This window comes from Pseudomonas helleri (genome assembly GCF_009600315.1).
In the GTDB taxonomy this organism is placed as follows: Bacteria; Pseudomonadota; Gammaproteobacteria; order Pseudomonadales; family Pseudomonadaceae; genus Aquipseudomonas; species Aquipseudomonas helleri_A.
The window spans coordinates 14,634-27,368 of sequence record NZ_WIWC01000016.1 but is presented as its reverse complement, the minus strand read 5'-3'; the positions used below and the strand labels follow the sequence as shown (position 1 = coordinate 27,368).

Sequence of the window (12,735 nt, the reverse complement as noted above, 5' to 3'; positions counted from 1 at the left end):
CCTCCCTTTCAGATGTCGCTGGAAGAGGACGACAGCACTTCTGCCAAAGGATGTTCGTCAATTTCCATACGCGTTAACCGTCTAACAAGCGCTTCCCTCTCGCGAAGACGGTTTCTCCCCACTTTCTCGGTTTGTGAAACGTATTGTTGGCTTGATAACTTCTCTCTCGCCACATACAACACTTGCATCCGCGCATGCAACGGTGAATCTATCACCTGAAATTCCCCCGGATATTTCTTCTCCAGGAAGGACTCCCAAAAGGATTGTTTTTCGATGAAGGCAATTTTTGCAGGGGCCGTATCTTCATTCAATACGTGCTGTTTCGCGGCTTTTAATTGTTCAGAAGTCACATTGGCTATTTTTTCAAAAATCATGCTTTTGGGCCGCGCTGGCAATCCTAACTCCCGGGCTAACTTGACGTGATAATACATTTGCACTTCCAAGGGTTCTACGCGGTCAATCCTGGCCTGCAAATCAATAGGGCTTAACCGCTGCGCCAAACGCAATGCTTGCTGTGTCCCAAGCCTATAGGCAACCTCTTGCTGCTCCTGCGGCGTCATATCCGCCAACGGCCTAGGCGCAAGATTTCTACTGTCTGCGTCGATCAGACGTTGCAACTCTTGAACATATCCCTGCTGCTCGCTATGAACCAAAGCAACACGTGCATCAATAATGCCCTGCACATGTGTGTTGAGTAGATCGATCCGAAAAAGACCTTGCGCCAGTTTCAGTAGTTCTTCTTCAGCATTCGGAGCACACAGCGCTGTAAAAATCTGAAAGCGCAGCTCCAAATCCGAAAAAATCATAGGAACTCCATCTGCACAGGTATTGGGATTCGCTGAAACCTCAAATAACTGCGTACGCAATTCACTGTTGTCGTGCATCGCGTTTAAAATCCGCCAAACCCGTTGACTCAAATTGGCTCGACCATGCAAATAATCCGAAGAGGTACTGAGGTCTTCCAGAACACGAAAAAAATCGGTCGAGCCATCATGGCCACTCAGATCATTCCAGATGCCAGTCTCTTCTGATGTTGGCTGATTGGCCCAATGGTAAATACTCCGTGTTTGCACGGTATGCTGACGCCGCGGCGCGATACCGAAGTCGATGCGTTGTTCACGTCGGTAAATATCCAGTCGACGTAAAGAGTCCGCGCTCAATGGGTTGTCATGTAAATGAGTGATGCGATTTATCGGATTGCGCTCGGCAGTCAATACCTCCAAAGGAATTCGACTGATAGCGTTGTCACGTAAATCCAGCGTTTGCAGGTGAACAAGTGCCTCAACCCCTTCTGGCCAGGTTTGCGACTCGGTATAGCGTAGATAGAGATGTTCCAGTGCAGTCATACGTCGCACAGAAATACGCCTACCGAGATTATTACCCGTCAGATTCAAGGTTTTAAGCTTGGTCAATCCTGACAGCACTGCGCTAGACCGATCAGTCAATACAATCTGATTACCCTGCAAATTCAAATCCAACAACTCTGTCATGCCTGAAACCTCAGCAGGAAGTTCGCTAAGCTGATTGTTTCTGAGCGATAAAACTCGCAACTGAGGAAACTTTTGCAGAAAACCAGCCGGAAATTTACCGCTTGGCGAATGGGACAGATGAAGTTCAGTGACGTGATCGAAATTTGCTGACAAGGTTGGCAGGCTGTCGACAGGCCAGGCATTGAGATTCAAGACGTACCCCAAGCGATCGCCGAATGACGTGCGTTCAGACTGCCTGCGCCAGGCCTGAATCAGGGCAAGGCTCATGGCACGCTTGTCGCGCAGTGGCACAAGCACGGCTGGCCCAATACGCGGTTGACTCCAGACCGGCTTGGCCATCCAGTTATTGAGGTCGTTATGCAGCTTATCCAGTTCGGCCTTGAGTCTGCCCAAAGCACCGGCGGTCAACTCTGGCGTCATATTAAGGGTAAGAAGAAACTGACCGACCTGCTCCTCACTCATCTGCGGATACAGCTGGCTAACAAGATCTCTGAGCATTAAGGCTCGGCTCTCCCTCGACACATGGCTTGATCGGCCTCCCAAGGTGTAACCCACCCGGCTATCAGCCAAACGTAAAGGGGATTTAAACCAGGGTTTTATGCGCTGCAGCCCTAATGCTTTTGCACCGAGAGTTCGATGGCTTGCGGCGAAATCAGCAATTTTATGGCTGAGCCTCTTGCTGGATTCTGGTGCAGGAAGGCCAAGCGATTGTAGCTCCGTAGTGGATAAGGATTGAGCAATGCACTCAGAAAGATGGGAGCTGCTTTTAACACTGTCAATAGTGGGCAAATAAAACTCGTACTCCTCGCCCGTTTTGAAAAACTCCCGACTGTATAAAGCCGAAGTACCCCCCACACTCTCCAGGACTGCGCTTGTCGCTTTATCACGTAAAACCAGACGCACATTGGTGGGCCACCCCTCCAGACCTGTAATCGTGTGAAACACGAGTGAATTGCTGTCAGCACTGCTCAGCCCCTGAAAATACAGGCCTTCAAGTGCCCGGTTCAATCGCAGCATCTGCACATGGCGGCGAGCTTCTTCCAACACACTCATAGGAAAACGACCATTGCTTTGCAAGGTTGATAATTCAGCCGCAGTCATGTGTTTTATTAACTCAGCCATAACACGGGACGGCAAAGATGGAAACTGAGCGCGTAAACTGCTCATTTCTGGAGTCAATACCTCATCGCGGGCATAGATGAGCGCAAATATCGCTGTCTTTTTAGACTGGGCCAGCTCACCCAATTGTTGTACTAACGCCTTGACCTGCTGTTGTTGCACATCAAGGGATCGCCCCAACAATGTATGAACTTGTTCAGTTGATAAAGCTTCAAGTATTGCTGTCAGCAAGTCACCATTGTTTATTTGTGCCTCCGCCATTTGCAAACGCGGGTGGGTGGCCAGCAGATCACTCCCATACTCTTTGACTACAGCACCGTGTTCATCCACGACACGTAACACCTTGCTGGGAGGCCAACCAGGAAGCTGGGTTAACAATTCCAATTGCAATGCAGCATAGTCTGCACCCCGCGCTACCCCCTGCTTCATGTCTACGATGAAACGCTCAATCTTTTCAATGATGCGAACACGCTCCATGCTGTCTGCCAACAATGGCGGTAGCTCAAGGTTATCTATATACACTTTGCGCAGTACATCATCGCCCGTATTTGACGCCGCCATAATATGTTCGGCCGACGTGTCCGAAAATCCTTGAGCCTCAGGACCCAGCCGGCGGAATAACTCAAGGCGCGACCACTGCATGGGGTTATCCAGCTCATGCGTCCAGGCACCACTCTCGTTATAGTTCAGCCTTGGACGATAGGCTTCTGAATCACTGGGATGCTTGATAAGCCATTGTTGAGACGTCGTATCGTTTGTCACTTCGAATACTTGACCATCCAGTTTTATAAACTGGCTGGTTCTGATGGTGTAAATCCCTTGTGCGTTGGGTTCGACACCTTCAAGCGAAACATTTTTAAGTGCATAAAGTTCTAAGTCTGGCCGCCACAAGCGTGTTTGCCCACTGACTGACTTGATCGGCGCCAAAGCATCTACAATCGGTGAAGGCTTCAACACTTTGGCAATGGCGCCCGTGCCCGCTGCCAATGCAACATTTTGCGCAACATCAAATAGATGTTCCAGTGCTGCCACCTGGTCGCCCCGCTGCCAAGCCTTTATCCCGTCATAGATTTCTTCACCCAGTTGAATAACACTGATCACCAGTAAAAGTTCACCTAGGACAGGAACAAAACCCAATGTCAGTGTCAACAAACTAAGGCCCAGATTGAGAAAGGACGCTTGTCGCGACAAACGGCTTTTGGAGTCTTCCTCTTCCGTAGGGACAATCAACAGGGTTGCGTCATCTTTGATCTTTGCCAGTTGTAAACCCCAAGTGACAATAAAGGGATCCTTCGTCTGGGACCGATGCCCTGTTTCGGACATCAATGCAGGTTCATTGATAATGGGGGGGCGACGTAACAGTAATGAATCCCACGTCATATTTTTCGCATCCGTACGCCGCATAAACTCAGCTCTATGACGCAACGGGACCAATTGAAAAAAGTACAGAGAAAATTCGCGATTATTTAACCATTGTCGCAGCGTGGCTTTTAACAGATCGAAAGAGTCAAATGCCTGAAACGTTCTGATGGGGCTGCCGGGCAAATACAGCAGGCAGGTTTGTGATTGCCCAATCGGCCGGCGCTGTGGCCAGAAAACAAGTACTCCGGGGACTTCAAATGCCATTATCTGTAACGTGCTGTAGGCCAAGCTGAAATTTGACAACAAAGAGACAGTGCTGCCTAAAAGCTTAAGTAAAAATTTGTAGTGCGTCGGGATCATTTCACCTTTCATAAAAGCAATATGCAGCGCACACATAAATTCATGGTGTAAATTCTCACTGAATTTTTGATGCAACTTAAAAGCTTTTGAATGGGTGTCCTCCATCGAGTAGTGTTCATCGACGGGATCAAATACACGATTCAAATGCCATTGGTACTGCATACCCAAATCCAGATCTCGACAAATCTGTGCGAATTCTTCAGGTTTAAGAGCTTCCTGCTTGAATTGCTGCGACCCTACAACTTCATAGGTACAAGAGCCAGCATCGAAGCCACCTTCAATGGTTTCCGAAAGTTCAAAGTTCTGCAAGGCGGCCTGAAGCAAACTTTGATGCGTGATGCTCTCGACCAAGTTCAACTCAAGCGATTCAGGCGTCAAAAGCCCGGGCCATACCAACTGTATAAGGGGGTCCACCAACTTTATTTGTTGCTCCGCAAAAAAAAGAACCAGATTGCTGAGCAGACGAACATGTTTGATTCCATAGGTTCTCGGGTTGGCATCGATCCACCCGCGCGCTGCAAGCGCAGCGTTCAACAGGGGCTCGGCAAAATTTTCGATTGACTGAACTTGGGCATAAACACGCGCCACTTCACGCTGCGTCTCCTGACCGCGTTCAAAGTTAATACGCAAGGCTTCACGAACAGAGGGCAAAGCCCTTTTGAACCAGGGTGCCAGAGAGAACGTTAGATAGGATTGGTGAAGGTTTTCGACCGGCAGATTGGCTAAGTCGCGACCACGGCTAATTGCCGAACTCTCAGCAGTCGTCATTACATAATCAGAGGTGTCTGTCATAGCAAAGGCTCAATAAAAAATCTTGCCTTCAGCCTACAGCGTTAACTCAGGTATCACAGATCAAATAGTTGATAGAAAAAGGAGATACCTATTTAAAATTAGCAGTTAGTCAACATATAAATATCACCCTAAAACAGAATTATATGTACCGGATTAACCGGCATTATTACACCTCTCAGGCTGTAACAATGCCGATCACTTTAATGGAATCGCGATTGCGTCAAGCGACGCCATACAGAGTCAACAACTTGCTCTGCCGACTGGCTAGCAGCCAGCCCTACTCGCTCCTGCAAGCTTTTGCGCTGGGCATAGTGCACGTGATACAGAGTGGCCGTTTGCGCACGCTCCACAAGGTACTCATCACTGGTTTTAAGTTCGTCGACCAAGTCTTTCTCAATGGCAGCAACCCCAAGCCAAACTTCACCAGTGGCCACTTCATCAATCGCCAATTGTGGGCGGTATTTAGCGACAAAGTTCTTGAACAATTGATGGGTAATGTCCAAATCCTGTTGGAATTTTTCACGGCCTTTTTCTGTGTTTTCGCCAAACACCGTCAACGTCCGCTTATATTCACCGGCGGTCAGTACTTCGTAATCGATATCGTGCTTTTTAAGCAGGCGGTGAACGTTAGGCAACTGCGCCACCACGCCAATGGACCCCAATATCGCAAAAGGCGCACTGATAATCTTCTGCCCAATGCACGCCATCATGTAGCCCCCACTCGCAGCGACTTTGTCGATGCAAATAGTCAGAGGGATGCCTGCCTGACGAATGCGCGCCAGTTGCGAGGAGGCCAAACCATAGCTGTGAACCATGCCACCACCACTTTCAAGGCGTAGCACCACTTCATCAGCAGGTGTCGCCAGCGTCAGCAAAGCCGTGATTTCGTGACGCAGGCTTTCGGTGGCAGACGCTTTAATATCGCCGTCGAAGTCCAACACAAATACCCGCGGCTTTTGCTCCGGGTGTTTTTTCAGCTTCTTGTCGGTTTTAGCCTGCTGCTTGCGCATTGACTTGAGCTGATCTTTGGACAACAAGGATTGTTCGAGCTTGTCGCGCAATCCCTTATAAAACTCATTCATTTTAATGATCTGTAACTGCCCGGTCGTGCGCCGACCTTTACCCCGCATTGCGGCGACAGCGACCAACACCACCACAATGGCAATGACCAGCGTTACGGTTTTAGCCAAAAAACTGGCGTAATCGGCAAGAAATTCCACAGCCTCTCCTTAAATGTCCGAGTGGCCCTGAGTTCGGGCCGGGAAATGACGCCCAGCATACCGACGCGACCTCCCACCTGCCAGCCGCGAAACACAATGCTCAGCACACCCAACGAACGATTCAAACGAGCGTATGTTTTTTTATTGACAGGTTCTTGCCATCCTCCTAACCTCGCCAGACTTTCAGCGTGCCGGGATAAAGCGGACGTGGGCAGCATCTATCTGATCAGACATGGCCAAGCCTCATTCGGTGCAGACGACTATGACGTCCTGTCGCCTCTGGGTGTGCAACAGGCCAGCATTGTGGGTCAACATCTGGTGGATATGGGACTGGAATTTGATCGCTGCCTTTCAGGCGACTTGCTACGCCAGCAGCACACCGCGCAGCATGCGATGGCCCAGTTCGATAGCGCTCCCGCGCTGGAGATTGACACCGCCTTTAATGAATTCGATGCATTTGCCGTGGTCAAAGCGCTGGTTCCAGCCCTGTTGCCAGAACAGCCTGAGGCGCTCGCGGTGTTCAATAACCCGAGCGCCCATCCCGTCGCGTTTCAGCATTTCTTCGACCTGATTATCAAGCGCTGGATTACAGGGGCTTATGACACGCCAGAACTGGAAAGCTGGCTAGACTTCGTTGCACGCGTTCGAGGCGGGCTTGATCGACTGCTGGATTCAAGTAATGAACAACAAAATATCGTTGTGTTTACGTCCGGCGGCACCCTGACTGCGCTGCTGCATCTATTGACCCATATTCCTGCCAATGACGCTTTCAAGCTGACCTGGCACATCGCGAACACCTCGCTGAGCCGACTTAAATTCAGTGGCCGCGAGGTCACGCTGGCTTCCTTTAACAGTCATGCGCATTTGCAACTGTTAAAGACGCCGTCACTCATTACCTACCGATGAGTAACGGCCACCGCGACCTTCCGGTCGCTGTACTCACCCTAAAAGGATCGAACCATGACTTCTGTAGCTGATGCCGTTCAAGCAATGAAAGCCAAATTCAACCCAGCCGCTGCTGATGGCCTGGATCTGGTTTTCGGTTTTCGCATTGATGAAGACAAACATTTTTCGCTGATCGTTAAAGACAACACCTGCGAGCTGAAAGAAGGCGAGAACCCGGACGCTCAGGTGACGCTGGTTATGGACGGTGAAACCCTTGATGGCATCGTCAGCGGCGAGACCGACGGCATGCAAGCCTTCATGGGCGGCAAACTGCGCGCTGAAGGCGACATGATGCTGGCCATGAAGCTGAGCGAACTGTTCCCGGCTTAAGCCACACGCATCACAGAAAACCGAAGCCCACGCAGCTTCGGTTTTTTTTGCTCTGAATTTTACTCAAGGGTTATCAAGCACGCTGATTGCCCGCTAATTACCGCACCTATAAAAGGTTGCACTGGCTTGTAGCCGCCACGAGTGCCCCTTAAATTAGCCAATGTTGACCCGCCCACACTATAAGTAGAAGAGATAACCATGGCGCTCACTGACTCATCCACCCGTATTCGCACCGGAGAAGAGCTCGATGCCGGCGCAGTCGATGGCTATCTCAAAGCGAAGGTATCAGGCCTGTCCGGCAATCCCGTGATCAGCCAGTTCTCAGATGGTGCATCCAACCTGACCTATCTGATCGAATACCCCGGTGTAGAGCTGGTGCTGCGTCGTCCGCCCTTTGGGCGCAAAGCCAAGTCGGCTCACGACATGGGGCGCGAATACCGCATCATCAACCAGCTCAAGGACGCCTTTACGTATTGCCCAAGCGTCTATGCCCACTGTACGGACGAATCGGTCATCGGCAGCGAGTTCTATGTCATGGAGCGCGTCAAGGGGATCATTCTGCGCTCAGATTTGCCACCTGAACTAAACCTCACTGTTGAAGGCACGCGAGCGCTCTGCCATAGCTTTATCGACACGCTGGTCGAGTTGCACAAGGTCGACTACAACGCCTGCGGCTTGGGTGATTTAGGTAAACCGCAGGGCTATGTCCAAAGACAGATTAGCGGCTGGTGCGAGCGATACGATAAAGCCCTCACCCCGGATGCACCTCACTGGCAGCAGGTCACGGACTGGCTAAAGGCCAATATGCCCGCCGATTACCCTACTCCCAGCCTTGTCCATAACGACTACCGCTTTGATAACGTGATACTTGATCCTGACGATCCCATAAAGATCATCGGCGTGCTGGATTGGGAATTGACCACGCTGGGCGATCCACTGATGGACCTGGGGAACAGCCTCGCCTACTGGATCGAAGCTGACGATCCTGCACCGATACAACACATGCGGCGCCAACCCAGTCATGCACCGGGCATGTTGACACGCCGCGAATTTGTCGATTACTACGCCGACCGCTCTGGCATTCGGATCGACAACTATGATTTTTACTACACCTACGGACTGTTCCGGCTGGCCGGTATCGTTCAGCAAATTTACTACCGCTACTACCACGGCCAAACCCAAGACAAACGCTTTGCTGCGTTCGTCAAAATGAATGAACTGCTGGAGCACATGAGTCTCAAGGTCATTGCCCAGTCCAGCCTATAACCGCGCCATCAGTAAGGAATCAGCATGCTCAGAACTCAACTTTTCGACCTTGATGGCAAAATTGCATTTGTTTCGGGTGCCAGTCGCGGCATCGGTGAAGCCATCGCCAAACTGCTGGCCCAGCAAGGCGCCCACGTGATTGTCTCCAGCCGCAAACTCGAAGGATGTCAGCCTGTCGCCGATGCAATCATCGCCGAAGGCGGCAAAGCCAGTGCCATTGCCTGCAACATTGGCGAGATGGAGCACATCACCCGAACCTTTGCCCGTATTCGCGAGGAGTTTGGACGACTCGACATACTGGTCAACAACGCCGCCACCAATCCCCAGTTCTGCCATGTCCTGGACACTGACCTGAATGCATTCCAGAAAACAGTTGATGTGAACATTCGCGGTTATTTCTTTATGTCGGTGGAGGCCGGCAAGCTGATGCGCACCCACGGCGGCGGCAGTATGATCAACGTTGCGTCGATCAACGGTGTGTCACCGGGTGAGTATCAGGGTGTTTATTCGATGACCAAAGCGGCCGTGATCAACATGACCAAAGTGTTCGCCAAAGAGTGCGCGGCGTTCGGCATTCGCTGCAACGCCTTACTGCCGGGCCTGACTGACACCAAGTTTGCCTCGGCGCTGGTCAGCAATGACGCCATCTTGCAGACGGCCCTGCAACATATCCCGCTTAAACGCGTGGCCGCCCCCAGTGAAATGGCCGGGGCAGTGCTGTACCTGGCCAGTGACGCGTCCACTTACACCACGGGTGTTTCGTTGAATGTGGATGGCGGCTTTTTGTCATAACACCTATATCGTAAAAGCTTACTGTGATAACTCCCTGATCATGGTCACGGTCAGGTACAGCCGCGTTGCCCGGCCCCCTCATTAACCATGTTAATGGCCCGCATCGGCAGCTTGGTAAACCGGATTAAAAGTCGACGCTCTCAACCGCGCATGAGAAACATTGTTGTGAACCACAGCAACAACCTCAAGCTCTTGCGATGAAGATAAAACAATAGGGCCGCCACTATTCCCACTAAAAGCGCAGCAGTTTTTAGCTCCTAGTCCTGTAGTACCCTCAACGACGGAAGTAAAACTGTCACACAGTTGTTGCATTCCAGAATATCTATCAATTCCCGGATAACCAACAATCCTGGTTACACCAAACAACCCGCTTTCATTTACTTTGGGTTTTAATCCCCCACCCACCTTTTGTTCTACGGATTCTTCAGGGCCAATGGGCTGTGCAGGTAACAATAAATAGAGACGGGCCACGGCAATATCGTTATCAATCGTTTGTCCTTCTGGAACAGATGAGGGCACAAATGCTTGCTTTACGGGCCATCGCCCCAGAGGTGTCCGCTCACCTTCTTTTGCGCTGCCATTGTAGGCAGGAACAAACATCATTAGCTCTTTCCATTTATTTTCAGTGCCCATCACACAGTGCGCGGCGGTGACAATTAGACTCTTGCTGTCCGAATTTATGACGGAGGCAGAACAGTGTCCATGACTTCCATCGGGTTGGCGGATAAACAAAACCCCGTTGACTCTCGCCATTTTACTGTTGACATAGGGCATAGGCACAGGCGCATACCCAAGAAGATCACCATTCTCAGTAATAACCTCTCCGGGGGACTGCTCCATCCCATCCGCTATTTCGGCTTGTTTCATCAAGTCATCCGTCCAATACCCAAGAACCGTGGCTCTGTCCTGAACAGGGCTCCCTGTTGCGTGGGGCACACCCTCCACTGCGAGCAGTGGCGTGACAATAGTCGTCAACGCTAATGCTGCAGTTGTTCTCATAATTTCACGAGATAAAAGGCCCATTATTTAATCTCCTTTCATGAGATATATCAGCGCAAAATAACGATCGATTCCGATAAAAAATGGGTTCTTAAGGTGTGCGTTGACGCAGAACGTCGAGAAACTTTTACCTATGATAAACACGGACGCAGAATCTTAAACTTAACGTACGTGAGATATTCTTGGGGCGTCTCGCTTAAAATGCCGCGCTCTGGAAATAAGTATTGCTTTAAAATAAGTACTTCGCCAACTTAGGCTTTATATTAAATCCCTTTAAACATTGACCCGGTTAAAATCCGCCGCTATTAATGCCTGGAGGCCACCGATGATCGTATGTTCAATTGGCAGAAGGAGAACCGCCGCATTGTGACGTGCTTCGACAGCTCGCAACACGTTTTACGGCGATGATCTCATTGGCATGTGCAAAGCGGATCGTTGCAGGCCGATCCGCTGTGCCTGGTTTATTGGCTAACTACTTTTCCACCCTTGGTGCGGATTTCCTTGATCACGTTATTGACCCCGTTGAGCAATACATAATGGTTGTCTATTTGCACCCATTGCTCGTCTTTAACAGGCTCGGTCAGTCCTAACTCTTTCCAGTTGTTTATCGCCGCCTTGTCACGAATAAATTGATCCGGTGCCTTGTCGCCGATCCCGTAGCAACTGAACTTGTCCATGGACTTCACCAGTATCTGATCGGCCTTGCAGTCGCTAGGGGTTTCATTCTCGGCTTGAGCGGCAAAGGGTACGGCGCACATCAAACACGCCATTATTGATGCAGAAATAACATTGCGCATAATCACCTCGTCATGGTTACCGGCCAAGTGGCCGGCGATGTACTACAGACACAGTGGACAATTTTGGTAGCCGAAACGTTCCATTTTTAGGGCGAATCAGAAGCTGGGGAGGCAGCAATCATTTGCTCAAGAAACATGGCCAGCGCCACTTCCTCGGCCTTTAATCCTTTGCGTACACGCGGCCTTGGCAGCTTTGCCAAATGCCCCGAGGCAAAACCGTCCAACACAGCCGGGTGGATATAGCACTTGCGGCAAACTGCCGGCGTATTGCCCAACTGTTTAGCGACGTTTTTAACCATATCGACCACATGCCGCTTGGCATCAGATTCGGGTTGCCATTGCAATTCACGCAGCACTGACAAGGCCAGCGCACTGCCCGCCCAGGTGCGGTAATCCTTGGCCGTGAAGTCAGCACCCGTCAACTCATGCAGGTAGGCATTCACATCAGAAGAACTGATTGAGTGGCGCACCCCGTCTTCATCCAGGTACTGAAAAAGGCTCTGCCCGGGTATTTCCAGGCAACGTTTGATGATTCGTGCCATCCGGCGATCCTTGACCGAAATACAGTGCTCTACACCGCTTTTGCCACGGAACTGAAATTTGATGGTCGTACCCGTGACCGCAACATGACGACTGCGCAGCGTGGTCAGGCCATAGGAGCGGTTATCGCGGGCGTATTGACTGTTCCCTACGCGGATCAATGTGGCATCCAGCAAGGTGATGACTGTGGCCATCACTTTGTCGCGGCTCATGCCCGGCGCGGCCAATAGTGCGTCCAGGTGTTTGCGCAGTTTAGGCAATGCCAAGCCGAAATCTCTCAAACGCGAGTATTTGGTTGCGTCACGTACTTCACGCCATCGGGCGTGATAGCGGTATTGCTTGCGGCCCTTGGCATCACGTCCAGTGGCCTGCAAATGGCCACGGGGATCCGGGCAAATCCACACATCGACATAGGCCGGCGGTACGGCAAGCGCGTTAATACGCTTGATCTGATCCGTATCGGTGATGCGCTTTCCCGAAGGCTCAAAGTAACTGAAACCCTTGCGAAGTTTTTTGCGAGTAATGCCGGGTTGCGTGTCATCGACATAGTGCAGATCGGCGGGCAGCACATCGCTCATGGCGAGCCTCCTTAAAGGGCAATCATGCGCCCATAACAGCATTGACCGCGCCGCGCACCAGAGGTGCCCCGTGGCACCACAGTCGTGGCGCAATGTTCATCTCGCCGTAACCGCTCGCGCACTGGCCTAAGCGTTAGGGCTCAGC

9 protein-coding genes are annotated in these 12,735 nt (G+C 51.0%); 4 read left to right on the top strand and 5 right to left on the bottom strand.

Features of this window, described 5'->3' with window-relative positions:
• Window positions 1-8: 8 nt before the first annotated feature.
• Together GHN86_RS11800 and sohB are read right to left on the bottom strand one after the other, a co-directional pair.
• Window positions 9-5,123 carry an NEL-type E3 ubiquitin ligase domain-containing protein gene (locus tag GHN86_RS11800; RefSeq protein ID WP_153378824.1) on the bottom strand — a complete coding sequence of 1,705 codons (5,115 nt, stop codon included), beginning with the start codon at window positions 5,121-5,123 and terminating at the stop codon, window positions 9-11.
• A 200-nt stretch (window positions 5,124-5,323) separates the two neighbouring features.
• A complete protein-coding gene (gene sohB / locus GHN86_RS11795; RefSeq protein ID WP_323369970.1) occupies window positions 5,324-6,343 on the bottom strand; it encodes a protease SohB in 1,020 nt (339 codons plus the stop codon).
• Between the two features lie 207 nt (window positions 6,344-6,550).
• Between sohB and GHN86_RS11790 the strand changes: the two genes are divergently transcribed.
• The 4 genes from GHN86_RS11790 to GHN86_RS11775 all read left to right on the top strand — a co-directional run bounded on the left by GHN86_RS11790 (window position 6,551) and on the right by GHN86_RS11775 (window position 9,676).
• Window positions 6,551-7,249 (top strand): histidine phosphatase family protein, encoded by a 699-nt coding sequence (locus GHN86_RS11790; protein ID WP_323369298.1) that lies wholly within the window; start codon window positions 6,551-6,553, stop codon window positions 7,247-7,249.
• A 54-nt stretch (window positions 7,250-7,303) separates the two neighbouring features.
• Window positions 7,304-7,618, top strand: a complete 315-nt coding sequence (locus GHN86_RS11785; protein WP_153378826.1) for an SCP2 sterol-binding domain-containing protein — start codon at window positions 7,304-7,306, stop codon at window positions 7,616-7,618.
• A gap of 198 nt (window positions 7,619-7,816) precedes the next feature.
• Complete coding sequence (locus GHN86_RS11780) at window positions 7,817-8,884, top strand: phosphotransferase family protein (protein ID WP_153386640.1); 1,068 nt, start codon at window positions 7,817-7,819, stop codon at window positions 8,882-8,884.
• A 24-nt stretch (window positions 8,885-8,908) separates the two neighbouring features.
• Window positions 8,909-9,676 (top strand): SDR family oxidoreductase, encoded by a 768-nt coding sequence (locus GHN86_RS11775; protein ID WP_153378828.1) that lies wholly within the window; start codon window positions 8,909-8,911, stop codon window positions 9,674-9,676.
• 90 nt (window positions 9,677-9,766) lie between these two features.
• Here GHN86_RS11775 and GHN86_RS11770 read toward each other — a convergent pair whose 3' ends face one another.
• From GHN86_RS11770 to GHN86_RS11760, 3 genes are all read right to left on the bottom strand, one after another.
• Window positions 9,767-10,699 (bottom strand): trypsin-like serine peptidase, encoded by a 933-nt coding sequence (locus tag GHN86_RS11770; protein WP_153378829.1) that lies wholly within the window; start codon window positions 10,697-10,699, stop codon window positions 9,767-9,769.
• A gap of 437 nt (window positions 10,700-11,136) precedes the next feature.
• A complete protein-coding gene (locus GHN86_RS11765; protein ID WP_153378830.1) occupies window positions 11,137-11,472 on the bottom strand; it encodes an RcnB family protein in 336 nt (111 codons plus the stop codon).
• 86 nt (window positions 11,473-11,558) lie between these two features.
• Window positions 11,559-12,590 carry a DNA topoisomerase IB gene (locus GHN86_RS11760; protein WP_153386638.1) on the bottom strand — a complete coding sequence of 344 codons (1,032 nt, stop codon included), beginning with the start codon at window positions 12,588-12,590 and terminating at the stop codon, window positions 11,559-11,561.
• Window positions 12,591-12,735: the final 145 nt, after the last annotated feature.